The 23,937-nt window shown below is 59.5% G+C and carries 20 protein-coding genes and 1 pseudogene; 6 read left to right on the top strand and 15 right to left on the bottom strand.

Features of this window, described 5'->3' with window-relative positions:
* Window positions 1–439 precede the first annotated feature (439 nt).
* The 4 genes from FN060_RS21630 to FN060_RS21615 are packed head-to-tail and all read left to right on the top strand — an operon-like array spanning window position 440 to window position 3,670.
* The gene (locus FN060_RS21630; protein ID WP_142521643.1) at window positions 440–1,204 is read left to right on the top strand and encodes an ABC transporter ATP-binding protein; all 765 of its coding nucleotides are present in this window, start codon (window positions 440–442) and stop codon (window positions 1,202–1,204) included.
* Between the two features lie 21 nt (window positions 1,205–1,225).
* Window positions 1,226–2,101, top strand: coding sequence for an ABC transporter permease (locus FN060_RS21625; RefSeq protein WP_052637097.1), 876 nt, complete (start codon window positions 1,226–1,228; stop codon window positions 2,099–2,101).
* A 37-nt stretch (window positions 2,102–2,138) separates the two neighbouring features.
* Window positions 2,139–3,188 (top strand): ABC transporter substrate-binding protein, encoded by a 1,050-nt coding sequence (locus tag FN060_RS21620; protein WP_142589990.1) that lies wholly within the window; start codon window positions 2,139–2,141, stop codon window positions 3,186–3,188.
* A gap of 59 nt (window positions 3,189–3,247) precedes the next feature.
* Window positions 3,248–3,670 carry an allophanate hydrolase-related protein gene (locus FN060_RS21615; protein WP_142589989.1) on the top strand — a complete coding sequence of 141 codons (423 nt, stop codon included), beginning with the start codon at window positions 3,248–3,250 and terminating at the stop codon, window positions 3,668–3,670.
* Window positions 3,671–3,676: 6 nt separating this feature from the next.
* On the opposite strand, the gene FN060_RS21610 is transcribed toward FN060_RS21615, so the two are convergent.
* From FN060_RS21610 to FN060_RS21585, 6 genes are all read right to left on the bottom strand, one after another.
* The gene (locus FN060_RS21610; protein WP_142521647.1) at window positions 3,677–4,336 is read right to left on the bottom strand and encodes a GntR family transcriptional regulator; all 660 of its coding nucleotides are present in this window, start codon (window positions 4,334–4,336) and stop codon (window positions 3,677–3,679) included.
* 227 nt (window positions 4,337–4,563) lie between these two features.
* A complete protein-coding gene (locus FN060_RS21605; protein ID WP_142589988.1) occupies window positions 4,564–4,914 on the bottom strand; it encodes a hypothetical protein in 351 nt (116 codons plus the stop codon).
* A 550-nt stretch (window positions 4,915–5,464) separates the two neighbouring features.
* Window positions 5,465–5,785 carry a DUF6634 family protein gene (locus FN060_RS21600; protein ID WP_142589987.1) on the bottom strand — a complete coding sequence of 107 codons (321 nt, stop codon included), beginning with the start codon at window positions 5,783–5,785 and terminating at the stop codon, window positions 5,465–5,467.
* A 95-nt stretch (window positions 5,786–5,880) separates the two neighbouring features.
* The gene (locus FN060_RS21595; RefSeq protein ID WP_183949853.1) at window positions 5,881–6,648 is read right to left on the bottom strand and encodes an ATP-dependent metallopeptidase FtsH/Yme1/Tma family protein; all 768 of its coding nucleotides are present in this window, start codon (window positions 6,646–6,648) and stop codon (window positions 5,881–5,883) included.
* Window positions 6,645–8,534, bottom strand: coding sequence for an AAA family ATPase (locus FN060_RS21590; protein ID WP_142589985.1), 1,890 nt, complete (start codon window positions 8,532–8,534; stop codon window positions 6,645–6,647). The genes FN060_RS21595 and FN060_RS21590 overlap by 4 nt, the downstream gene beginning before the upstream one ends.
* Before the next feature lie 120 nt (window positions 8,535–8,654).
* Complete coding sequence (locus tag FN060_RS21585) at window positions 8,655–9,704, bottom strand: hypothetical protein (RefSeq protein WP_142589984.1); 1,050 nt, start codon at window positions 9,702–9,704, stop codon at window positions 8,655–8,657.
* 908 nt (window positions 9,705–10,612) lie between these two features.
* Between FN060_RS21585 and FN060_RS23620 the strand changes: the two are divergent.
* Window positions 10,613–10,750, top strand: a pseudogene (locus FN060_RS23620) (HNH endonuclease signature motif containing protein); the annotation flags it as partial.
* 3 nt (window positions 10,751–10,753) lie between these two features.
* Entirely contained in the window at window positions 10,754–11,350 is a 597-nt protein-coding gene (locus FN060_RS21580) for a hypothetical protein (RefSeq protein WP_244665908.1), read from the top strand.
* Between the two features lie 302 nt (window positions 11,351–11,652).
* Here the strand turns inward: FN060_RS21580 and FN060_RS21575 are convergent, their stop codons facing one another.
* The 9 genes from FN060_RS21575 to FN060_RS21535 all read right to left on the bottom strand — a co-directional run bounded on the left by FN060_RS21575 (window position 11,653) and on the right by FN060_RS21535 (window position 23,926).
* Window positions 11,653–15,171, bottom strand: a complete 3,519-nt coding sequence (locus tag FN060_RS21575; RefSeq protein WP_142589982.1) for a DUF3427 domain-containing protein — start codon at window positions 15,169–15,171, stop codon at window positions 11,653–11,655.
* Between the two features lie 169 nt (window positions 15,172–15,340).
* Window positions 15,341–16,471: an SAVED domain-containing protein gene (locus FN060_RS21570; protein ID WP_142589981.1), complete on the bottom strand. Its 1,131-nt coding sequence runs from the start codon at window positions 16,469–16,471 to the stop codon at window positions 15,341–15,343.
* A 36-nt stretch (window positions 16,472–16,507) separates the two neighbouring features.
* Window positions 16,508–16,999, bottom strand: coding sequence for a M67 family metallopeptidase (locus tag FN060_RS21565; RefSeq protein WP_142589980.1), 492 nt, complete (start codon window positions 16,997–16,999; stop codon window positions 16,508–16,510).
* Complete coding sequence (locus tag FN060_RS21560) at window positions 16,980–18,698, bottom strand: ThiF family adenylyltransferase (RefSeq protein WP_142589979.1); 1,719 nt, start codon at window positions 18,696–18,698, stop codon at window positions 16,980–16,982. Before FN060_RS21560 ends, FN060_RS21565 begins: the two co-directional genes overlap by 20 nt.
* Window positions 18,695–19,909, bottom strand: coding sequence for a nucleotidyltransferase domain-containing protein (locus tag FN060_RS21555; protein ID WP_142589978.1), 1,215 nt, complete (start codon window positions 19,907–19,909; stop codon window positions 18,695–18,697). Before FN060_RS21555 ends, FN060_RS21560 begins: the two co-directional genes overlap by 4 nt.
* Window positions 19,910–20,456: 547 nt before the next feature.
* Window positions 20,457–21,341, bottom strand: coding sequence for a ComEC/Rec2 family competence protein (locus tag FN060_RS21550; RefSeq protein WP_142589977.1), 885 nt, complete (start codon window positions 21,339–21,341; stop codon window positions 20,457–20,459).
* A 1-nt stretch (window position 21,342) separates the two neighbouring features.
* Window positions 21,343–22,074, bottom strand: coding sequence for a hypothetical protein (locus FN060_RS21545; protein ID WP_142589976.1), 732 nt, complete (start codon window positions 22,072–22,074; stop codon window positions 21,343–21,345).
* Window positions 22,071–23,192 carry a hypothetical protein gene (locus tag FN060_RS21540; protein WP_142589975.1) on the bottom strand — a complete coding sequence of 374 codons (1,122 nt, stop codon included), beginning with the start codon at window positions 23,190–23,192 and terminating at the stop codon, window positions 22,071–22,073. Before FN060_RS21540 ends, FN060_RS21545 begins: the two co-directional genes overlap by 4 nt.
* Window positions 23,189–23,926: a hypothetical protein gene (locus FN060_RS21535; protein ID WP_142589974.1), complete on the bottom strand. Its 738-nt coding sequence runs from the start codon at window positions 23,924–23,926 to the stop codon at window positions 23,189–23,191. Before FN060_RS21535 ends, FN060_RS21540 begins: the two co-directional genes overlap by 4 nt.
* Window positions 23,927–23,937: the final 11 nt, after the last annotated feature.

Here is a 23,937-nt window from a genome sequence, read left to right as displayed (position 1 = left end):
TAGCTGCTGCCAAGCTCTCAGGAATAACAGCGGCATGCTTCTTCCATCCGTTAGCTATTCACCTGGGCGCACAAGCGCTTGCGACATTACACGCGAAAGGCGGTATCAAGCAGCGTCGGCATAGCGGCCGCCAAGGTTCGGATCAAAGCCGCCAATGGTACTGGAAGCCCGCCCTGCGCTCAGATTCAGATGAATCGATGCCCTACCAAGGACAAATACAGCAGACTTCGCACTAAATCAGACGGCGGTGCATTGGCTCGGTATGACGCCCCCTATCGACGCTCAAGTTTTGCTCATTCTGCTTGATGGACGACCGAAGGTGGATTTTTTGTCTTCAGGCACCTGACGCCCCTTCCGCTAACGAACTGCTTACATAGCTTCTTTCCAACTGGCACGCGTATTGCATTCTATTTTGCATGCAATTCGAGTGGAGAAGTTCATGACTGCCGGTTTGATAGAGGGATCGCATCTCAGCAAAGTCTACGCCACAGCGACAGGACCACTGGTGGCTCTGTCTGACGTGTCGTTCGATGTGAATGAAGGCGAGTTCATTTCGCTGGTCGGGCCAAGCGGATGCGGTAAGTCAACTCTGCTGTCGATCCTCGGCGGGCTCGAAAATCAGACGGAAGGCGTGCTGCTGCTATCAGACAAGGAGCACGACGGGCCACGAGCCGAGATCGGGATGATGTTCCAGACCTCCGTGCTCTTTCCCTGGCGAACCATCCGGCAAAACGTGGAGCTGCCGGGCATCATCCTCGGCCTCGATCGCAAGCAACAGGCGGAAGAAGCCGACAGGTTGCTCGACATGGTCGGGCTCAACGGCTTCGGCGACAGATATCCCGGCGAGCTTTCCGGTGGAATGCGCCAACGCGTGGCGCTGGCAAGGCTTCTTGCCCACGACCCGAAGGTTCTCCTGATGGACGAGCCCTTTGGCGCACTCGATGAATTCACCCGCGAGACGATGAATGTCGAGCTGCTGCGTATCTGGGAGAAGACCGGCAAGACCGTCATCTTCGTCACCCACAACATCGGCGAAGCAGTCTTTCTTTCGGACCGAATTTTCGTGATGACGCCGCGCCCAGGCCGCCTGGAGGGCATCGTGGACGTCGACCTTCCCCGACCGCGCAAGCCAGAGGTGATGCGCGACCCCCGCTATTCCGAATTGGTGTTCGACATCCGCCGGATGCTCGGCGTCGATCACTGATGACCAGAAGGAACGAGACAAATGAACATGGCCTCGCTTAATATCTCTTCCGCATCCGCTACGGCGGAGGTGAAGCCTGCGGCGAACGTCCACGCGGACACAATCCAAAGATTTCTTGCTTCCGAGCAAATCAAGCAGAAGCGCGAGCGGATTGCCAATCGCGCGATGGCGATAGGCTTCGGCATCTTCGTGCTGATCGCCTGGACGATCGCCACAGAGGGTGGCTTTGTCCACGCGCTGATCATTCCATCGCCGATAGATACGATCGAAGCGACGGTTCGTGTTGTGGGCTCCAGTTCATTCTGGCCCAACGTTTGGGTGACCGTTCAAGAAATACTCTGGGCCTTCGCGCTCGGACTTGGCGGCGGGGCTCTCCTCGGCGTGAGTGTGGCGATGTTCGCCAGCGTCCGCGCCACTCTCTATCCCTACCTGGTCGCCATCCAAGCTCCGCCAAAGATCGTTCTTGCACCGATCTTCGTCACCTGGTTCGGCTTCGATCAGGCATCCAAGATCGCGATCGGTGTTGTTATGAGCTTCTTCCCGATGTTTCTCAACACGCTGACCGGTCTCTCCTCCGTCGATCCGAACGCGATCAAGCTGATGAAATCGCTCACCGCCGGCCGCTGGAAGACGTTCCGTTATCTGCTGCTGCCCAACGCGCTGCCGATCATGATGGCCGGGGTCAAGCTCTGCTGGACGCTGGCCGTGCTGGGCGTGATCGTCGGCGAATTCGTCGGGGCTTCGGCCGGTATCGGCTACCTGATCTACGCGATGAACTTCCAGCTCGATATCGCCGGAGTGTTCTCGCTCATCATCCTGCTCTCGCTCTTCACCCTCTTCGTCTACCAGCTGATCGAATGGCTGGAGGGAAAGATCGTCTTCTGGAAGCAACTTTGATCCCGAGCATGCACACAAACAACTAGGAGAACGTTTAATGACTGCCAAGACGAGAATGCTTTCCCGCTTCACAGCCTACGCCACGGCAACGGCGCTCATCATGATGGGTGCGGCATCGCAGGCACAAGAGCTGGTGAAGTTCGACGGCGTTACCGCCCAGGGTGGCGCGACTGCCCAGATGTTCCCGATCTACATGGCCCAGGAGATGGGCTACTACAAAGAGGAAGGCCTCGATGTGACCCTGAACTATTCCAAGGGTTCGTCGGATGCTGCTCGCCAGCTGGCTGCCGGTAACGTCGACTGGGGCATATTCTCTTCGGCTGCCACCATGCAGACCGTACAACGAGGCTTCCCGCTGAAGGCCATCATGCAGGTGTACTACCCCGACACCTTTGACATCGTGGTGCCGGCAAACAGCGACATCAAAAGCATGGCTGACATGAAGGGGAAGACTATCGGCCTCTCGGATCTCGCTGGCGGTGAAGTTCCGATGACCCGTGCTTCGATCGTCGAGACCGGACTGAAGGAAGGCGAGGACGTGAAGCTTGTGGTGGCCGGCGAAGGCGATCCCACGACCATCCGTTCATTCGAAACCGACCGCATCCAAGCCTATGCCGGGGCCAAGCGCGATCTGCTGCTCATACCGGCTCAGGGCATCGAAACTCGCTCTATCACTCCGGCAGCTATCGCAGCATTCCCCGGCGACGCACTGTCGGTTCGAGCCGAGACCTACGACAGCGATCCGGAGCTTCTGGTAAAGTTCGTGCGAGCAACCCTGAAAGGCCGTCAGTGGGGCATGGACAATCCCGACAAGGCATTCGAGCTTCTGAAAACGAAGTACGCCGCCGCCTCCCTTGGTGACAACCCTGTCGCACCGCAGTTCTGGTCGCTGGTCCAGACCTACTATACCGCGCCCGAGAGCGTTAAGGTCCACGGCACGATGCTGCCCGAAGCCTGGAAAGTATACATGGACTACCTTCAGCTTGGCGAGGGCGAGCAGAAGGCACTGGCAGGCCCGGTCGATCTCTCCACGATACTCACCGATGATATCGTCCTGAAGGCCTCCGAAGCGACGGCTCAGAACTGACGGGTAACCTGCCCGCCGGGCTTACCGGCGGGCTCTTTCAAGCGGACTTGAATTGCACAATGCAAAGAAAAGAGAATGAAGACCTGATCGACCTAGTGGTGGTCGGGGCCCATCTGAGCGGCATGCCGCTGAACAAGGAACTGGTGGAACTCGGCGCAAAATTCGTACGCGTCGACGCCACGACATCGGAGTATCGCCTTTTCGAACTGCCGGGCACTGCACCCAGGAAACCAGGGCTTCTTCGCGTGGAGAGCCAAGCTGGCGCGGCCATCGAAGTGGAAGTCTGGGCATTGACGCCGAAAGCCTTCGGTCTGTTCGTGTCGCGCATTCCATCACCGCTCGGTATCGGTACGGTCAAGCTGCGTGGCGGGGCGGCTGCGAAGGGCTTCCTCGTCGAGGAGATCGCCGTCCGGGAGGCCGAGGACATCAGCCGGTTTGGCGGCTGGCGTGCTTTCCGCCGGAGCGTCGAGGCCGCCGCCTGACGCGGATCAGCGCAGGGTGGGGGCAACCGTCCCCACCGAATCTCTCACGACCCGCAGATGCTGCGTCATCGCTTCAGCCGCAGCATCGGCCTCACCCGAAAGAATATGGTTCACGATCGTCTCGTGTTCCGCGACGGAGTTCATCAGACGGTTGAAACTCTGGAATTGCGCCTTGCGAAAGGGTGCAACGCGGTTGCGCACGTTCAGCGTGATTTCCGCCAGGAAACCGTTGCCGCTTGCGATGTAGATGACCTCGTGAAACGCGATATTTCTCCGGTAGTACTCATCTATGTCGCCGTCCAGGGCAGCCTGCTTGCAAGCCAGGTGTGCGTCCATCAACTGCTGCTTCGTTGCCGGCTCAATGGCGACTGCAGCATTTCGTGCACAAAGCGCCTCCAGATCAGCCATGACGACGAACATCTCGTCGATCTTCTCTTTTGTGAAGTGGGGAACGACTGCGCCGCGATGAGGTCTGGCTTCGACGAATCCAATCGCCTCCAGCTGGCGGATAGCTTCGCGTACCGGTGTTCGGGATACCTTGAAGCGTTCAGCAAGCGAGACCTCGTCCAGCGCAACACCCGGGCCGATGGACCCCAGCACGATCTCGTCCGCCAGAACGAGCCGAATGCGGTCGGTTGCCGTCAGCCGTCTCTGCCTTATCGTCATGCCGGCATCCTAGTGATTGTTCACGGTGCGAGATTTGCGATTCAGTCGTAAACGCCGTTTCAGGAAGTAACGGGGGGAATACAATGAATCAACAAAACGACGTTTGTGCAATACAGCACCCTTGACGCCAGCTCCGGGCGGTTTCAGTCCAATTGATCGACGCCGACAGAACCGGAGCTCTGGCGTCCGATTCGAACCTAGGGATTTCTCCATCAAGAGCGTTGGCATCATTCCGTGTCATTGCTATCGATCGGGGTCTCAGTAGTGATATGCGTCTTTCTCCGGAACTCCCAGCCCTGCTTCACGTATTTGTCGACCAGCTGATCGAAGGCGTCATAGGAAACACGCTTGTCGAAGCCCTGCTCCACCAACCTGTCGACGATCAGGTCACCGAACTTCTCCAGCTCATCCAGCTTGTCCCTGGCAGCGCTCCTGGTGATGACCACGTGCAGCAGCACCCGGGCGATGTCGTCCCGTGAGGGCCGCCTCTCGGTCTTTATCCGCTTGCGATAAGCCTGCTGCCGCTCGCGCTGTTCCGCCAGGCGCTTGTCGCCCCGCTTGTCGCCCCGTTTTGCCACCTGCCCGCTCCCTCTCCGCCCGCTCGCAAACGTCGTTTGAATGTGAATCGCATTTTTCGACATCTGCAACACTGATCTGGATATCGGAATCGCAGTTTCAGGGAGATGAATCGGATTACCGCAAATCGTCGCAAATCGGCCTGAGGTGCAGGCAAGGCATTTCAAATCGATCCAATTCAGTTCACTGGCAGCCTGCGGGTGTGACGCAGTCGATCTCCCGCAGCAATCACGACGCCCGGTGGGGGAAGCGGCTCAGGACGAGCAGCCCCTGCGCAACGCTAACGGCCATTACAGTCAGGCGGCGCAAACGTCGTTTGTGTCGGAATCGGATATGTCGAGTTCTGTAACGCCGATCTCGCTCCTTGAATCGCTTGCCAGCCTGCTTGAATCGCGGAACCACAAATCATCTCAAATCAGGATGATGTGCGGGCGATTGATTGCAAGGCAGAATGCTTTGCTTACACCTCATTCCGATTTTGGAGCCTGAGCTTTGGCTCCCTGCCATCAGGCGACCGGCAGGAAGCTCATGCGCGGGCAGCTATCCCTGGCACTATTCAGCGTTGGTGCCCAACCGATAGTAGCGTGACATCGTCCGGGCAAAGCCGCGTTGCGGCGCAAGCAGCCAGAGATCGGAAGTTATCCCGTGCGGGGCGTATCCCAGCCGCGGATGACCGGAGATCTCACCCCGCAGGCACATGATCTGCCGTGTTGCCAGGTACCAGTTGTCGATGAGCGGTGCGTCCTCGAGGCGGTCCTGGCCTGGCAGATCCCCTTCCCCGATGGCAACCAGGTCGTCAAGTAGTGCCTGCAGCTTCTGTATCATCCGCTCGAGTTGGCGGATCTCGCGCGGACCATCACCATATATGATCATCTTCTTCTCCTTCAGGTTTGGCTGCCAATCGGCAGGATGGTTGTGTCGGGAATGGTGCCATGGGCTGCGAAGGCCCCGGCGTCGGGATTGTGCCGCTATGACGAAGGGCCAGCAGACGACGGGGTGGCCATCAGCGCGGCAATCTCGGGTCCTTCCAGCGTGTCTCTTTCGACAAGCGCATTGGCCAGCGCCAACAGGTCGTCCCTGTGCTCGGCAACGAGACGCCGAGCCCTGTCGAAGGCTTCGTCAAGCCTGGCGCTGACACGATCAGCGAGGCCGGGCTCCACGAACATCAGCGCTGGGATGATGGTCGCGTCGCGATAGAGAAGCGGCCAGGCGGAGCCCCTGCCGACCCTAGTCTCGAGTGCAAGGGCAAGCTCCGTGGCGATCGCGAGGTCACTTCCTGCAGATCCCCCTGACCCCAGGGATATGCTGCCGAGGATCACCTCTTCGGCGGCGCGTCCGGCCAGATGCAGGCACAACATGTCGAGGGCGCTGGCCTCCGTCAGGATTCGGACCTCGGCCTCGGCGGCCAAGAATCCGAGGGCAGCCTCCGACGCCTCGATGGAGAGCTGCCGGACCTGCCCCAACTTGAGGCGCAGGCTGGCAATGCAATGGCCGGATTCATGGACAGCAACGCGCCAGCGAAGATCGTTCGGAAGACGAGCCTGCCGCCGCCGGATAGCCTGCTCGAGATCATCCCATGTCATTGACCGGCGCTCGCGACGCGCCCGCTGACGGGCTTCGCGAACCAGCCGCTCGATGTCGGCTCCGGTGCGACCGGCTGACAGGAGCGCAAGCCGCCGCAGGCCACCGGCCTGGTTATCCATGATGTTGAGGGCCGGATTTCGGTCGCTGCTCATCGGGCAGCCTCCGCTTCCCCTTGGCTCGTCCATGCCTGGGGCGCAGTTTCCAGCACCGATGCGAGGTCGCTTCCTACATGGTGGGCAAGGATGCCGCAGAGCGCATCGACATCCGGTTTCGGGATGGCGACATGTTTCTCCAGGCGGCCCGAGCGCGTCAGTGCCTTGTCGATGAACTCCGGCCTGTTCGTCGCTCCGACGATGATGACGCCGCTGGTCCTGGCAGCGCCATCCAGCAGTTCCAGCAATCGGGCAATGACCGTATTCCAGTAGTCCGCATGGTCCCTTGCATTGTCCTGTCGGCTGCCGATCGCGTCACATTCATCGATGAACAGGATGGATGGCGCGTTGCTTTGCGCTTCCTCGAAAGCCCTGGACATGCGCTTCAGGACGTCGCCGAGGTAACTCGGCTGCAGCCATGACGCGACGGAGGTCGCCAGCATGGGCAGCTGCAGGCTGTTGCAGAGCGCCCGCGCGAAGGTGGTCTTGCCTGTCCCCGGAGGACCGGACAAAAGCAGGCGCGTGCTCATCTCTTCCCAACCGATCGCCCCGTCCCTCCAGAGCTCGAGGTCGCTCCTGAGGTCGAGGGCCCAAGACCTGGCTTCGCCGTAACCGCTCAGGGTTTCCACGGTCAGCGGATGGCGGGGAGGCTTGACTGGTGGGGAAACCGGGTTGCCGGAAGAGGAGGAGTTGGTACTGCAGGCGTCGGCGAGGGCCTCGGGCTCGATGAGCTGCGATCCGGTCGGTTTTCCCGTGGAGATACTGCGCCCTTCCCTCCCTGAGCCCGCGCCAGCCCCTGACCGGCCGGACGATCCGCCGTCGCCTTCGCCTCGTGACGCCAGCTCGAGACGGGCCAGTTCGCCGAGGAGACGCACGGCATCTTCACGACTGCGGGACGGCCGCAGGGCAAGGATCAGGTGGTCGAGACGACGAAGGGAGAGTTCTGCGGGAGTGGGTAAGGACGCCTCCCCACCTTCGACATGGAGCATCTCCAGGAGAGGCTGGATCAGATGCCCGTCGATCGGACGGATGGTCAGTTCCAGGTCGGCCGCTGCAAGCAGCGCGGGTGGAACGATGATGTCCGCTCCATGAAGAACCAGGACCTGGCCGCCCCTTGAAAGCGCCTCTGCCGCCTGCTGCTCCAGCTCGCGATGGTCCGTGTCGCCAAGATCCTCGTCATTGACCAGCCGGATCGTCCGGTCCGGCCTGATCCCAAGGTTGCGACCGGTGGAAGCGGGGCTGCCCTGGCGTTCGATCCTCGTCCTGCGCCCGAAGAGAAGGTCCGCCTTCAGCAACTCCACCAGCTTCTCGGCAAATCCCTCCACTTCGGAGCGGATGAGAATAAGGCTGCCGGGCTGGCTGAGGCGAGACAGCATCGATGACCTTGGAAGCCCGCATTCGGCAAGTGCCCGGCTCAACAAGCGCACGATCGCCAAGTTGGCGGTTTCGTCAGCGCTAGAGAGAGCGTCAAGGAGGGCCAGCATATACGGCCATTCGATACTGCATCGCTCAGCGGCCAGCGCCTCCGCTTCGCCAGCGGAGGTCAGTCCTTCCCCGGGGATTTCCAGTTGCTGCCCGAGGGCCCGGCGTCCGCTCAGGAACATCCGCCGCAGCACGGCGAGGTCGGTAATTGGCTTGCCCGACAGCCCATGATTTCGTGCGACAACGTAGCGACGCAGGCTGTAGCCGTTGACGCTGACCTGAGTTGGCACCAGCAATTCAAGGGACCGAGCCACCTCGACCCTTTTCCACAATTGCTCGTGGCGAATGCGTCTCATGAGGTGATTTGCTATCCGCTCGGCCGATGTGCCGGAACGTTCGCGATGAGTGAGTGTATCGTCGCCCGTGTCGGGCGGTGGAACCGCTGGTTTGGCGGGATTTGGCATGTGTTACTCCATTCGCAGAGCCACAGGCTCCACGTCGCACTGGATTTGAACTTGGTGAGTTGCGCTCGAGGTTTCCGCGGCCCCGATCGGGATCGAAGACCGCCGGGCACCAAACGGCGATCAGCCGGAACTAGAGGCTGATCGTGCAAAACCGACCACTATGCGGGCAACGGGCGTCTCACCGCTGCTCCGGCCATCCTCGGCCCTGCCCGCCTTTTCCACCTGCGGACCATCATGCTTGGGCGAACGGGTGGACGCAGTGCTGGACGTGGTCGGCGGTGGCTTTTGCAGGCCGAGGGCTCCGAGCGCCCGGCGTTCGATCAATGCCCTCACCCTCTCGCCGAATGTCGAGCGCAGGCGCTCCATGGCCGCGGCCGCGCCGGGAAGCCCGAGGAGATCGTCAAGCTCGCCAAGCTTCCAGATGCCCTGGGTATGGTCGCTCTTGCGACTTGCTCCGTCGATCACCGCGATGTCAACACTGGTGATGCTGAGGCGCTTGTGTCGTTTGTAGAGAAAGTCAGGCAGCACCAGGCCTGTCGCCATCATGCGGCTCGTCAGATCGGCAAGCGTGGAATCGCCGTAGGCCGCCAGCGACCGCTTCAGGTCGATGACAAATGCCTTGCGTGTCTTCCTGTTCACGATGACCAGGTCGGGACGGTACGTTCCCTTGGTCCCGGCATCGGCGTCGAAGCAGACACCGTCGAGAACCTCCCACCTATTCGTCGAGATCGCCTGCACTGCTGCCTCCACCAGTGGCAGCTTCAGGGGCTTGCCCAGTACCTGAAGATCGGGATGCAGGGCCGCAACCACAGCCAGCCCCCTCTCCAGCAACCTGCCCTCATGGAAGCTGACGGAGCGGAGCAGTGACGCCAGCGGAGCATAGCGGCCCAGGACCTGGTCCGGAACGGACGGACCCTTTTCGATTGCCGTCATTGCATCCTCGATGAGGCCATCAAACAGGGCATGCGCACCGCTCAGATCGGGCACCGTGGGATGAGAGGCGGGACGAGACCGGGAGGACAAATTGCTAGGGACCGCCTGGTTCGGCGGCAGGATGGCTTCTGCGGCGGCTGCAATCGACGCCTTCGACGGTCGCCCGCGTTTGCGTCTTGTCGGCACCGAGGTGAGTTCGACGATGGTTGCGGTGCGCTGGTCATGTCTGGATGTCATGGGATAGCCTTCATGGAAACTGGTTGGCCATGCCCTGGCTCATTGCCGTGGATGCACGCTGCTCCACCCGCCTGTCGACGAGGTCAGGCAGCGCGTGTGACGAGAATACCGGAGCCCAGGCAGCGTCCCGGCGGCCATGCGGATGCCGGAACGATGCGAAGCGCTCAGGATGGCGCGTCAATCAGCAATGAAGCCAGGGATGTGGAGGATCAGGCGGATGCCTGGGGGAGAGCAAGCGGCAGCACGCACGCCGCCGATGCACCCAGCTGTTCACAGCCGGAGCGCAGAACTTTCCAGAAAGCGGGGGAAAGAGTAGATGTACTCATAGCCCAATTCCTTCTCATCAAGGTTGCGGGTCAGGCCCTCGTTCGGTGCGTCAACACTGGGCGGGGGCCGCTTAAGTCTTCACGAAGATGAAGACAGTTCTTCTATGTCATACTGGATGTTGACAAGCAAGGGGCCCGGGCGCAAAAAAAGAACACTCCGGGAACACATATTACATCTCCGAGAATGACGCTTCCTTCTCATGAAGAAGCGGACGCTTTTCCACTACAGCCGCCATCTTCGCTTCCGCTACCGTCGCGCGTTCATGGCGGGGATTGCAGCAGAAGGTGTCTGGCTTTTTCTAGGGCAGTAGTTCAACTAGGCAGGAACGCAAAATCTTGCGGGCGCTGGCCGATGTGAATCTCGGCTCCACAAGAAGCAAATCCTCTGTTTAGGCTCATTTCATTATATCCGCATATGCTCACCTACATACTTTCGAAGAAGAGAAATCGTGCACTTATCGAAGTGAGCGTTACTCGGTGCGAGAAAATGGCGCTGTTCTTCGCCAGCCGTCAACTACCACGCGAAAGCGTTCTCTTGATAGTTAATGGACGTTCGGCACCCGTAGCGCCAGCGATGGCTAAATGAGCATCTCTGGGCACAAAGTTCATCGCATAGCCGCTACGGCTTTCCTGGGAGAGCAACCAAGCAGCGGACACGTTGTCGATCACATTGACACAAACCGTTGCAACAACCGCCCAGCTAACCTTCGCTGGGTCACCAGATTGGAGAACATTCTTCTCAATCCCATTACCGCGAAGCGGGTCGAGGCTCTCTATGGTAGTATCGAGGAGTTTCTCGCGGATCCGCGCAATCCGAAGAATGGCACCTTGAGCCGTGAGTTTGAATGGATGCGAACGGTGTCCCAGGCCGAGGCGGCTTATAGTTTGGAGCGCATGCTTGCTTGGGCAAAATCCGACCGGCCTTCGCAAGGCGGAAGTCTGGGCACTTGGATCTTTGGCCGTAGCATGCCTCCCGTGGGAGCCCCTCCACCAGAACTTGTCCTGTCAAAAACTATTGGGGCGGTACAGCGCAATTGGAAGATTCCGGCCGAGTTCCCCCAATGCCCCTCAATAGCCGGAGAAGCGCAGCTGACGCGATACTATGAGCGCCTAACACCTGGAACAGTCGTGGCAGTACCTCCCTATACCACGACCCTTGTCGATAAAGCTGCCATCTCTGAGGATGGCGCCAAATTGTATATTCTTGGGTCGCACGGCGACGACGAGATCAAGCCGTGGTCTCTGGCGTCTGTGACGTTCGAAGACGGCAAATTCGTGCACGAAAGCTTAGGCACCTTCTTTTCATATGAAAGGTGCTGAGAAGGCACTTGTCTTGGCTCAAGGGCTTCCCTGGGAGGAGAGGAAACCATCGATGACTACTGCTGATTTTTCGAGAGGCTTCACCCGAAGCGCTGGCTGTCAGCGCTATCTTCGACTTTGTCGTGGAGTTCGCTTTTATAGTACCACCATCCATACAGGTCTATGCAGCAACCCCTCGTGATCACGAAGTACGAGCCGCCATTTTTGTGCAAGCAGGGTAACGTATGGTCTTCAAGCCATTGTTGTATTCACCAGCCGATGCCGCTCCGCTGAATCACATCTCACCTCGCGCAGCCGACTCGCTATGCCTTCAATTGTAACAGAAGCATCGAAGGCACCGCGTCCCGCAGTCGCCACGTAACCGTAATTGGCATTTCGCCTGTCCAAGCTTCAAAATCGACCTCGCCACAATAGATGAATGGTGCCGGCTTGGGTCCTATCTTCTTCGTCTTGCGAACCAGCAGATGGATGTGATGGCCCAGCGCACGATGATCCCGTATCATCTCACCGTGCTTCGATTGTTGCCTGGTACGGTTCTGGCTTTGCCAGGAGAATTCCGTAGCGGAGACAAAGTGATCCGCATATCGGTGCTCATCCATCATTCCCTCCTTCTCCAGCGTTACCAAAAGGAAGATATGAGGCGGCTTTGGCACAAAGCCGGCATTCCAGGTCGCCTGATCGAAGGTCATGCCGAAAGCCCGAGGAACGGCTTCCCGTGAATACCGTTCCCAAAGTCGCAGGCCGACCTGCGCTTGGCTCTGTGCGCCTATCGGTTCCATCTCCCAAGAATCGTTTTGGAAACGGAGCCGGACGCGATTGCTTTTGCCGGGTAGCCCGACTTCGTCGCCGAACCATCCCTGTAGAATGGTGGGTAGTAGGTTGGTCGCATTACCAACCTTTCGCACAACGTTGATCGCGATCTTGGCAACCACCATTTCCATCGGCTGACTATTGACGACAATATCCAGAGGGCCCTCCGTTAGTTGGGCCAATCCCGTGGTCGTCGGAAGGAACAATATGGGTCGCCCGCTTGCGTTCCGGGCGATGCGGCAGACGACGTCCGCCGATTCATCGGGCCCACCGCTTCTGCTCAGGTATTGCGCCAGACGCCAGTCTAGAATTTCCCGAAGTAGATTGCCGAAAGCCTCTTTGTCCTGTGGCGGCCGTGCCAAACCCAAGTGCTCTCGATCCAGAATGAAATAGGCATCGCCGTTGCTGTCACGCAGCCTCGTGAGGGCATCTATCGGATACTTGAGCAGCAGCGCCTTTAGCGCTATCTGATCCGCGAGATCGACAGAAAAGTCCTGCTGGAGCTTGTTAATGCGGGAGACAAATCGTCCAACGCGCTCAACAATCTCATCGACGGAGCAGCGGCTCTGCAAGGCCTCCTCGTCGAGCAGAGCCAGCATAGTAATGAGCTTGTAGCTGCGAGTCAGTTCGGTTTTCTCTATCTCCCGGAAGAACTCCTGATGCTCCAACCAGGCTCTTCGCTCCAGATCGTTCAACCCGCGCATGCGCTCCACGAAGCCGAGCCAGGAACGCTCGCTCGTGCTTCTCGGATTGTTGCCTGAGTGGAAGACTTCCGATGCCGTGGGCCGCAGACCATGCCTCTCCAGAAAGTCACGGTAGAAATCTTCCAGCGCGTTCTCGGTGCTGGTTGGCTTGACTAGCAGGCGCAGTATTTCAATCGCCGCAAGATCGTAGGTCACTGCGCAACCGGTCGGTAGACTGACCAGATCGCCTTGAAGCTTTTCCAGAAGCTCTCGGATGCGGCCGCTGGACGACGCGTCGACATTGGCGATGGAAGCGATCGCCCGGACTTTGGTGAGGAAGATGCGATGGTTGCCGATGTAGTCGATGACGACGAGACGGTCTTTATCCGCAGACATTCGTAAGCCGCGGCCGAGCTGTTGTAGCCAGATGATGGTCGATTCCGTCGGGCGCAGCATCAGCACCGTGTCGATGCTCGGGATGTCGATGCCTTCGTTGAACATGTCGACGGCAAAGACCACTTCGATTTCGCCCGCCTCTAGTCTCTGCAGGGACGTCGCCCTTGGCGCAGAGTTGCCGCCGGCATGTACGGCGACGGCAGCGACGCCATGCCGACTGAAGAAGGCAGCCATGAAGTCGGCATGCGTCTGGGAGCAGCAGAAGCCGATGCACTTGCTCCCGCCACGCAGGCGGTACTGTTCGAGCGCATTCTTGGCGCGGGCGTCCGTGGCGACGGCGGCGGTTAGCTCGGTTAGGTCGAACTGGGCGCTGCGCCAGGGGATGTTTCGATAATCGACATCGTCGGGAATGCCGAAATAATGAAACGGGCATAAATGGCCGCCTTCGATTCCGGCATGGATGCCGGCCTGGAAAACAAGATTTTCCTGACACAGGCCGAGAAGGTCTGCTCCATCACTCCGTTCGGGAGTCGCAGTGAGACCGAGAAGGAATTTCGGCTCGAAATGATCGATGATGCGTCGATAAGTGCTCGCCGCTGCGTGGTGGAATTCGTCAACCACGATATAGTCGAAGGCGTCGGATCTGAACTGTCTGATGTGGCTGGCCTTGCCGAGGGTCTGAACGGAGGCGAAAAGGAGATCGGGGTCCGCGTCCTTATGCTCCCCAGACAGCCTCCCGATCCGCGCGGTCGGTCGGACGCGCCGGAACGTCTCTACGGCCTGGTTCAAGATTTCTTCGCGATGCGCGACGAAGAGGATGCGACGATAATCAGCGCGATCGCTGTCGAAGGCGGCTAGCCAAGTCTTGCCGAGGCCCGTTGCAAGCACAACGAGCCCTGCGGTGAACCCATCTTGCCGCGTGCGCTCAAGTGCTGCGAGTGCCTGCTGTTGGACGGCGTGGGGTTCGGGAGCAGGCAACGGCGGCTCGTATGCAACGCCCGCCTCCTTGAAGCCGATCGGGTTTCTTCGCTTCTCGTAGCGATCGATCCATTCGGGCGTGACGGGCACGGCGCTGTATGAATCAAAGAGGTCGTCGAAACCCTTGGTGATCTGGGGGAATGCTGATCGGTCGTGGCTGGAAATGACCTTGTAGTTCCACTCAATGGATGTCGTCAGCGCCGCCTCTGACAGATTCGAGCTGCCTACGAATGCCACACCCTCTTTGTCCGCCAAAAAGATATACGTCTTGAGGTGAAATCCCTGCGCCGCCGCCTCGAAAACCCGAAACGTCAGATCCCCGTCAAGGTCAGCTAGACGCCGCAGCGCCATCGGTTCAGTTACGCCCATGTAGTCGCCGACGAGAATTCGGGCACTTCCACCACGGGCCAAAAAATCTTTTAGATGTTCGACAAGCAGTCTGGCACCGCTATCAAGCAGAAATGAAACTGCGACGTCGCAGGCGTTTGCTTCGTCCAGATGCATGATCAGATGGGGCAGAAGGTGGTCGGTTCCGCCAGTGACTAAACGCTTCAATGCTCCGGCGCTGCTCACTTCCTGGGCAAGATAGTTTCCCTTGTGCGGGATAACGTGCCTGACACCGCCTCTCGGATCTTCGACGTCACCCACGTAGCGAGGGATGACGTGCAGGTGGAAATGCGGGACCGTTTGCCCGGCAGCTTCAGCTAGATTAAACCCGACATTGTACCCGTCGGGCTGATGCTTTCGTTCAATCTCACTCTTTGCCCTGTCGATGTTCCGCCAGACCGACTGCTTCTCGTCTGCTGAAAGATCGTCCCAGGTTGCCGCATGTCGTCGCGGGATGATAAGCAGATGCCCTGGCGACACGGCAAAGGCGTCCCACAGGGCGACAACCTGATCGTCAATGAATGCGATGCGGTCTGGTTTGGCAGTGCAAAATGGGCATTGGATCATTGACAGATTATGGGCCGCGTCGCCAACGTATCCCAGGACAACTAGTGCTTTTCCACACAATTACCGAGGCTAGCATGCGTTGAGTGTTGCGCTGGAGCGGCTGCGATCGCGAGTTGCAAAAGCGGACATTCAAGCTTGAGTAGGAGGTTACCAGCCTAGCCGCTGTATCCTACCCGATGGTGATCGTTGGGAGGAATGCCTGCGCAGTACGGTTCTGGTCGTAGATCTTCATCGTGAGGTCAGCCTTCGGCATCCAGACGCGTCCCGTCTCCACCGCCGCGGACGCCGGCAACGCCGGGAAAACGTGCAGCATCACGCCTTCCCCGTGATAGGCCTTGATCCGGTCGAACAGGTTGCGCACCAACTTCTTGTAGGCGGCGAGGTCGTCCTTCCTCCGCATGATGTCGTTGCCAGGCTGCTCGCAGGTGATCGACCAGATGGCGGTATCCTCACCCAATGCCGACGTGATGCGCTCGTCGTTCACCGTGGCACTCAGGGCGAGCTTCAACGCGACCTGCACGTCCTTCCTGCCACTGTATTCGTTGACCTTGTAGGCGATGCGGGGCTGGTCAGGTAGCCATTTCCAAGTGTCCGGTTCGCGGTGCTTCTGATGCACGGAGACCGGCACCACGTCGCCGAGGAGCGTCCCGAGACGGATGAGCAACGGCTGCGGAGCCAGGGCGAAGACGCTTAGCTGGCGGATCTCCCTTTGCTCGATCCGCTCCTTGATTTTCCGGGCGAAAGCCGCCTCCAGGTTCCGGTCCTGTGCGGCCCAATATGCCTCCTCGTGGTCCTTCAATTCGGAGCCGATAAGTTCGATATCTATTGTCCGAAAATCCGCCGGATGGTGATCAGGTGGCATCGCGGCGAAGATCGCTCGCGTCGTAATAATGGCGTCACGTTGACCGATGTCAGCCGCGAACCTGACGACATGGGAGACGCGGTCGACATCCATATCGGTGACGATCTCGATGCGGTCCTCATGTTCGGCCTTCATGGCCAGAAGGGCGACTTCGTCGTAGTCTGCCACATGGTCCACGTCGATTGCCTTATGGTGGACCGGGCACATAAGCATCAGGTTGTCGATGTCCTGAGCAAGCTGCGGCGATCTCACCGCATCGCCGCGGGGGCCACCTGCCTCGTCGGCGACGATGTGGGCGATGTAGCCGTACTTGCCCGTCTTTTTGCCAGTGATCAGGTCACCGATAAGAAGCTTGTTGCAACCTCGGAACTGGCACCGCCCCGCAGCCCTCGCCCAGAGGGCATTTGCAACCTTCGCCGGGATAGCTGTCTTGGACATGTTGCTCCTTCAATTGCCGCACCGAGGCGACCCCTTTCAGATGAATCTCTTCTTCGCCCGTGGGATCGGGTCGTCGATCATCTCGACGCGTTGCGGGTGCTGGCCCCGCATGAACAGGTAGGTTCCCACCTGCAGCATGACGAACATCCGCAGCCGGACGATCATCAAGACCGAGAAGTCGATGTTTCCTACGTCTTCGACCATCGCCTGCATGGTTCTAATGTCGGTGATGCTCGGATCTACTGGAAAGCTCGGATGGGAATGCCATTCCCCTAGGTAATTGAAACGACCGAAGTCGTTGCCGTTCCTCTCGAAGAATGCTTCCAATGCCTGGGCGTGCAGTTCCGGGCGGCGCTCGAAGTAGGCGCCCTCGCCGCCGTTTGGGTCCACGGTAACGTCCACGACACGAAATCGTCCTTGGTCATCCAATTGCTCAGCGAGCAGCAAGCCGCCGGTTTCCCGGCGTCCAGACAGGGCCAGTTCCCTGCAGATCTTCTTGCGGACGGCGCTAGGCAGGGCGATCTGCATCTTCGGCCTGTCTTGGGAAAAGAAGGGTCACGAGCTCTTTCAGCTTCACCTCGTCGGGTGACCATCCCGCGTTCCAGCCTTCCGTGCCTGTATAGGTGATGGGGTGGGTATCGAACGGGGCGGTGAAAATCCAACCCTCACCCAGACCGACCGCATACGCGGGAGCAGGAAACTGGCTCGCGCCACCCCGCAACGTATCAATCGCGAGACGCGCCAGGTGGCCTGCCATTACGGAAACGTCGGCATCGTCGGCGATCAAAGGCGGCTGGTCCGCCCGCATCACGCCGTAATCCAGCTGGCGGGAGGACCTCTCCCATTCTACGCCCTTGTCTTCACACCACTTCAGGATCTGGCGGCGGGCCACGTCGGGGGACGGATCATGATCTGGTCGAGATCTGGCAATGATGCCGCCGATCCCGCCCCCGAAGACCTCGCCCCACACCATCGGTCTGCCCTTGAATCTCGCTGCGGCCGATGCGAGGCCGAACACGGTGGCGTCCGCCGTGGCGTCGATGATCAGGTCACAATTGGCCAGCGTCTCAAGCGCGGTGGCGGTCCACTCGGAACTCTCCTGGCCGCCAAGGTTCACGATCTGCACCGTGACCTTCGCGTCTGGGGCTATTTCGAGCAGCCTAGCCCGCAAAGCTTTGGCCTTATGTGCCCCTACGCCGCGCCAATCCAGTTCGTTCCTCACCAGGTTGCCGGGAGAGAGGATGTCGTCGTCGAACAGTTCGAATTTGCGGGCTCCTGACCTTACGAGCATCGCTGCTATCCTTGACCCAAGTGAACCGGATCCGATCAGGGCGATCCGCTTGTCGGCCAGCGCCGCGTTCGCGGCGGGTAGTCGCTGTTGGTCGGCGTCGATGACAAACGTGGAGTATCCGTAATCCTGAACTCTACCATCCGCCTTGCGATGCACCATCGCCAACCACGCGGTCGCGTCATCCACCAGCAGATAGTTGGCAGGCGGCCACTCCGGATAGTCGATCGTAAGGCCCGCAGCCATGAGCGCGATCTCGAGGGTCGTCAAGGTGATCGGCCCCGGAAACTCAAGGCCTCGCGGGATGCGAATAGCGGTACCCTTGTAGTTAGCCGCCGTCGACACGGGCTTGCTCCGATGCCAGATCCGAGCCGCATCGGGGCCGAGGGCCGTCAGATGAGCCACGGCGGCTTCGCCGTAATAGTGTTCGTCGATCTCGATAGGCACCACTTGTCCGTCGTCCATTGCCTGGATCAGGCGCAACGGTTCTTCGGGTATTACCAGCCTGAGATAAGTCCCGCGAAGACGCTGTCCTTCGGAGACGACATGAGCTGAGGGAACCCCTTGGCCCGCCAGCTCAGCGCTCTCTCCGACGAGGAGCCGATGAGCGCTTTCGATCATCATGGCGCCCGTCCAATCGAGCTGCCAGTTGTCGGGCCGATACTCCAGGCAAAGTTCGCCTGATAAACCGTATTGATGTCCCGACAAACGTTCGCCGTCTTTGTTGAAAACCAGCGGCGGGATAGAGGGGAAGAAGTCCGGGTAGTGCATGACGAGACGCCATCTGGAATCGCCTTCGACGATGTCGAAATCTAATAGTAACCTCAGGTCGTCAAGGCGCCACCGTACGTTTTGGAGCCAGTCTGCAGACTGCTCGAGGCGAGCGACCTTCCGACGTTCTGATAAGCCACGGCCGGGATCCGAAATCCACCAGCTCATATGCCGCCGAACCCTGCCGGTTTGCCCGGAACGCGCCGTTCCGCGGGAAAAGTCGGTGTAGCCGCAACCGTCGCGGATGCTGCCGTGGCGGTGCGCAGGAGCGATGAAGCCGGTTTCGGCTCCGCACGGTCCCTGGCCCTTTCGGCAAGGCCACGACCGATGCGGGGGGCAACGGAGTCCGTGATCATCTGCCGGCTGCTTACCTGGGCTGCATAGAAGAAGTCGTGCCGGGCTGCTCCCAGCCATTCGTAGAATGCAGCACGACGCTCGGGGTACTCGGTCCACTTGTCGGCGAAGTTCTCGAGCGGGTCAGATGGGTTAGGGATATATGACCGAGCGCCATCGAAGCCGATGAACAGGTCCATCTTGGTCAAGATGGAGACCAGGGCCTGACCGATGGTTTCCTCGCCCTCATATGCGTGGGCGGACAGGGTCGTCAGAATCACTGAAATGGGTTTGACATCCTTGCGGTCCGCGAACATCTGATCGCGGTGGCGCTTCAGGATCATGATTGCCTGTTGCAGCGGGGTGACCACCCGGTATTCGGGAATGCTCTCAACGCTGGCCTCCGCTGCTTCGGCGAGCTTCCGGCGCTTGCGAGAGAAGGCGACGGCCATCCGCGAACGAAACCATGCGGCATAGCCCTTCGGGTTGGATCGGGGCCAGTCGGTGGTGGGCTGATAGAAGATCGGGTGCTTGTTGTCGGTGATGGCGATCGCAGTGCCGGCCCACTGGGCGTCCAGGCCGCGGGACTCCAGCAACAACCGCGTGGATGTGCCGTTCGGTAGCGCCGGCACGATATCCATGTGGAACTGAGCGCCATCGGCATACTCAAGCGTCCAGCAGCGACGGCCTTCGCCAAGCGGCTTCACCATTGCCTGAGCCGTCCGATAGGCCTCGAGCTCGACCCGAAGCAGTTCCTTGAGCGTATACTGGGTCAGTTGGTCTTTCTTGAGAGCGGCCAATTCGCAAACCGAGTCGATATCATACTGGCCGTTTTCGTCCTCGGGCTTGATCACCGTGCCCAGCCGGAAGGAACCCTGCGAATACACCTGCGGGTCGTACTGTTTCACCGTTGAAGCGTCGCGATGCAGCCACTTGCCCAGCGACTCGTACCGGGCGACTGCCTGCTCGTACCTGGTGGGTGAGATCGTGAGCTCGTCCGCCAATGCCTCGAGGTAGCCTTCGGCTTCCTTGGTAATCGTAACCATCGCGCCCTCATCCTGCTGACCCATTGATGAGCACGACCATCGGCGCTCGCGCCCGAAGGCGCATGTCGTCCGACAACTCGGGTTGCTACGTCCCGAAGCCTGACCGAGTGCGTCGCAACTGACGAACCTGAATGGATAATGCCCCTCGGCGATTTACCGTATGTTAACCATAACTAGGTTGGTGTCAGCAGTCGTTCAAGGTGCATCCTTCGGCGACTCGCACATGGGTTGAGCAAGTAACGAAATCGCCAATCACAGCAAGAACACACACATGCGGTTAAAGGTAAGCGGCTCCGCCCTTGATCGTTACGCCGAAGGCGACGCAAGTCTCCTTCAGGCATTCCGATTCGCGGCGGGTTTGAGAAGGCCGAATAGTAGCCGCACCAATCAGGGCGGACTGTCCAGCCTCTACGTAACCGAGGCCCGGGCACCAAACTGATGTTCGCTCCTGGCAGCTACGGGGGCAACGCGGAACGACCGAATGCGGCCGCGGAACGGTTATCGGCGCCTTGCAACGGCGCAAGAGCATCGCGGTGTTGCCCGCGGATCAGAACAGGATGTCCCTAGAGACCGCCGCGTTTGTCCGCAGATCGGCAGTCATGTGGAAGTTCGCACCGGGCAAGAGAGCTTTATATCGCCCATCGTCTGGATGGCTGTAACTGTTAGGCCGCGAGCAAGAGAAGACTACATCCAGGATCGGCGCCCTCGACCAGTTCTGCAGGAGCTTGTCCGTGGACGCCGTCCAGTTCGTGCCAGCGCCATGATGAAACGCGATAATGGCCCTGAGCCTCACTCCCTGCTTTTCCAAACGGACGAAGGGGGCGACCTTGTCGAATGGAGCGTCGCCAGGAAGCAGAATGGCTTCGTCGCCATTGCTCGAACGGTGAACGATGGCGAGCGCGACACCGCTCTTATTGCAATCCTCGTTCTTGGCAAACGCTCCGGGGAACGAACCAATCTTCTCCGCAAGGATGTAGTCGCCGTTTCCGGCAGTAAACCGGATTGTTTGGCCGACATGCTTTTCGGGGATGCAATGGATGTCGTTGAGTGACGCAGAGAACCGCACCGCTCGCGGTGAGGTCACTTGGCGCGGGACCACCCATCTGGCACCCTTCGCCTGGCTTCCTTTTGGCGCTGATGACCAGTGGTCCTCATCCCAATGCGTGAGCATCAGCAGTCTGTTCTGTGACACCGGCATACGGGTATCGACGTCCGCGTTGGTCGTGAACGGGTTGCGCTCACGGCCGCCATAGTCCAGTTGAAGCGCCACTTGCTCGGTGCCGCCAACCTTCGCCAGGATAGCTATCGCGTCTCCTTGGCCGACATCGAAAACGCGGACCCCGAGGATCCCCGATGCAGCCGACAATGGCGCGACCCCGGAAACACTGGCCAGGTCCGGACTTGCAATCGCCTTTCTTGTGCGGACAGCCATTTCAGTTTCCTGCGCTCTTGAGTGCTTGCGGAGTCAGGTAGAGCTGCCGAGCGGGCTGCTCCCAACGGCCTAGTTGGGGCCCATCGGGTTCAGGGGGGAGCGGCTCCCCTTCGCCGCCAGTCTCCTCTCCAAACTCGGCGTCAGAGATGTGTACCAAGGAGAATATGTCCCTGAGACGGTATTCTATTGGGAGCGGCACTGCATCCACGAATTCGAGGGCGCCCGGCATATACAGGCCGCCCGGCAGCTCTGGAGCGCCTACAAAGATGGGCAGCGCAAACTCGCCAGGAGATCGGTGCCTCACCACAACCCAATACCATGACCCCGGGACGAGGATGTCTCGGAGATATTGATAGTCCGCATCCTTCGGTCCCAAATAGAGGTCGAAAATGGGGAGTGGTTGCTCACCGAATACTTCGTTCAGCTGATTCCTCCGCCGCCTGCGCTCACCGTCTGTGACGTTATTGTGGTCCAGCTCTTCGAAAGAGTCCGCACTCTGACGGAATTTAGCTGCGTCGATACCACTTGCGCGAATGCGCCACGACCGATGGCTGAGCTCCTCGACAAAGACATTCTTGTCGATCGGCTTTTCGTCTGGGCCCATCAGCCCTTCCGGATTTGCCGGCCCTGCCTCCTCGACGAACACGTAGTATTCGCTCCCGCCGACATGGTCGGCGATGTGCTTGTGAAGTTCCCATGGCCACCATGGATAATGAGAACGCATCGAAATCATACGAACCTCTCGACAACGGCGAGCCATGCCCAGGAAGCCAACGTCAATGCTACCGCCGCGAGTCCGGCCATCAAGAGCACGCCGGTCGCGCGGACGAGGCCCCGAACGGGCGCCCACATGGGACGCCATACTTTCGGTTGAAACCGTTTGGGATCGCCGTTTAGCGCACTGAAGTGACGCCTCAAGAAACGATCCCACAATCCTCCAGGCCCAAGATTGGCTTCCAACTCCTTGAGTTCAAAGCAGCCGCCATGTTCGTAGCCGGCGTCCATTACATTGATTGCGGCGACGTCGCTGAATCCCCAACACGCGCCGGGCCCAGCTCCTGGTATGAAGTATTGTGCGAACGGAACTGCCCAGTCCTTGCCGCCGCAGTGACAGAGCACTCCCTCGAGGCGACCTTGGGAGATTCGTTCGGACCAATGGTAGTCGGGTCGGATCACAGTTCCGGCCGCTATCACGCGTCCGAACGATAGGTCGTCGAACTCCGGCATTGCGAGCAGCTGGACAAACAACTGGCTCCCGAAACTGTGGAGAATTACGTCCGGTGGTTCGGGTATTCGATTGGCCTTCGCGTGCGCAACTGCAGCACGGATGGCTTCCCCCAGCTGCCTTGCCAGCTGCCGATGACGCCAGCGCACGAGGACGCTGAAGCGAATGAGCCCATACTTATAGATCAGCACAGGGGCGCTGTACTTGAGCTTGTTCCCCAGGCGCCAGCTGAGATCCTGCTGCCACTCCCCTTGAGTGTTGAAGCCATGGATCACGATCACCCACGGAATCACGCGGGGAGGATGTCCGCCTACCCGGTAAATGACCTTAGTCACGGTACCGCCGTGGTCCGAAAAAGCCTCCTGACAAAGCGGGCATAGAACCGTGTCTGGATCCAGCGCACCCAAGTCTTCTCTGCAAGCCGGACAGACTTGAACATCACGGCGCTCGACCAAGCCGGCCACCGAAGCGGCATCCAGGAACGCCGCCGCTGTTCCCGGTTGAAGATCGAAGTGCTGAGCCGATAGCTTCGGGTCAATCTCCGGCGACGATCCACTCGATATCCGAGCCAGCAGAGCATCCACTGCCCGGTTGCCGAACTCTCTCCGTAAGTCTGACTTGCTCATTGGTTGGCCCAGATCACGCCGAGAACGATGTAGACGTCCTCACGCTTGCACTGAACCCAAACCCGGACGCGGCTTTCAACCCCGTAACCCTGCACCTTTACGTTGCGGCTGAGCTTGTCGTGCTTGGTCTGGAGGAAGTGGAACTGCCCGTCGGCGCCCGCAAAGCTGTTATCGTTGACGCCTCGCCGGGCCTCAAGGAGTGCTTCCACATCACCGATACCACCCTCGCTCAATGTGGAAACGACGTCGACGTGGCCGCCGTCCGTCATCATTCGGGTTGATTGGACCAACGTATCGTTTTGTAGGGTCATTTTCTTGAATGCTTGACTCAGCTGGATGCGCTCCGGGTTCGCATCGAAGAGCCCGATGTGCTTGAGATCGTCGCGTACGTGGAGATGTATGGGTGTATGGGCGTCACCCTCCGCGGCCAGCTGGATCATCACCGCGCAGAACGGGTCCGTGAAGCGCCAGGCGAAGCGAACCACGGAACGGTCGAACCGCTCTCGATAGGCTTGGTACTTGTAGCGCTCCTCATCCTCTATCCGTTCGAAGTCCTTCGACGGCGTTCGTTCCCACCCGCCCGCGCCCTTGTGCCAGGAGATGAAAAGGTGGTCGGCTGTTAGCGAAACAGCGCTAAGTTCGAGGTCCTTGGGGAACTCGTAGCTGACAGCCGTGTCGATGAGCTTGGCGAAATCAGATTTCTCGAACTTCCCCCTGATTTCCGCCTTAGGCACCGTGGGTGGCT

This window comes from Pseudorhizobium halotolerans (assembly GCF_902153235.2).
GTDB lineage: Bacteria > Pseudomonadota > Alphaproteobacteria > Rhizobiales > Rhizobiaceae > Neorhizobium > Neorhizobium flavum.
The sequence above is the reverse complement of the archived record's forward strand: the minus strand, read 5'-3'. Positions and strand labels throughout refer to the sequence as shown.

Excerpts from the sequence above, each read along its gene's own strand:
- FN060_RS21630 (WP_142521643.1), top strand. The coding sequence starts at position 440 with ATGACTGCCGGTTTGATAGAGGGATCGCATCTCAGCAAAGTCTACGCC.
- FN060_RS21625 (WP_052637097.1), top strand. The coding sequence starts at position 1,226 with ATGAACATGGCCTCGCTTAATATCTCTTCCGCATCCGCTACGGCGGAG.
- FN060_RS21620 (WP_142589990.1), top strand. The coding sequence starts at position 2,139 with ATGACTGCCAAGACGAGAATGCTTTCCCGCTTCACAGCCTACGCCACG.
- FN060_RS21615 (WP_142589989.1), top strand. The coding sequence starts at position 3,248 with ATGCAAAGAAAAGAGAATGAAGACCTGATCGACCTAGTGGTGGTCGGG.
- FN060_RS21610 (WP_142521647.1), bottom strand. The coding sequence starts at position 4,336 with ATGACGATAAGGCAGAGACGGCTGACGGCAACCGACCGCATTCGGCTC.
- FN060_RS21600 (WP_142589987.1), bottom strand. The coding sequence starts at position 5,785 with ATGATCATATATGGTGATGGTCCGCGCGAGATCCGCCAACTCGAGCGG.
- FN060_RS21595 (WP_183949853.1), bottom strand. The coding sequence starts at position 6,648 with ATGAGCAGCGACCGAAATCCGGCCCTCAACATCATGGATAACCAGGCC.
- FN060_RS21590 (WP_142589985.1), bottom strand. The coding sequence starts at position 8,534 with ATGCCAAATCCCGCCAAACCAGCGGTTCCACCGCCCGACACGGGCGAC.
- FN060_RS21585 (WP_142589984.1), bottom strand. The coding sequence starts at position 9,704 with ATGACATCCAGACATGACCAGCGCACCGCAACCATCGTCGAACTCACC.
- FN060_RS21575 (WP_142589982.1), bottom strand. The coding sequence starts at position 15,171 with ATGATCCAATGCCCATTTTGCACTGCCAAACCAGACCGCATCGCATTC.
- FN060_RS21570 (WP_142589981.1), bottom strand. The coding sequence starts at position 16,471 with ATGTCCAAGACAGCTATCCCGGCGAAGGTTGCAAATGCCCTCTGGGCG.
- FN060_RS21565 (WP_142589980.1), bottom strand. The coding sequence starts at position 16,999 with ATGCAGATCGCCCTGCCTAGCGCCGTCCGCAAGAAGATCTGCAGGGAA.
- FN060_RS21560 (WP_142589979.1), bottom strand. The coding sequence starts at position 18,698 with ATGAGCTGGTGGATTTCGGATCCCGGCCGTGGCTTATCAGAACGTCGG.
- FN060_RS21555 (WP_142589978.1), bottom strand. The coding sequence starts at position 19,909 with ATGGTTACGATTACCAAGGAAGCCGAAGGCTACCTCGAGGCATTGGCG.
- FN060_RS21550 (WP_142589977.1), bottom strand. The coding sequence starts at position 21,341 with ATGGCTGTCCGCACAAGAAAGGCGATTGCAAGTCCGGACCTGGCCAGT.
- FN060_RS21545 (WP_142589976.1), bottom strand. The coding sequence starts at position 22,074 with ATGATTTCGATGCGTTCTCATTATCCATGGTGGCCATGGGAACTTCAC.
- FN060_RS21540 (WP_142589975.1), bottom strand. The coding sequence starts at position 23,192 with ATGAGCAAGTCAGACTTACGGAGAGAGTTCGGCAACCGGGCAGTGGAT.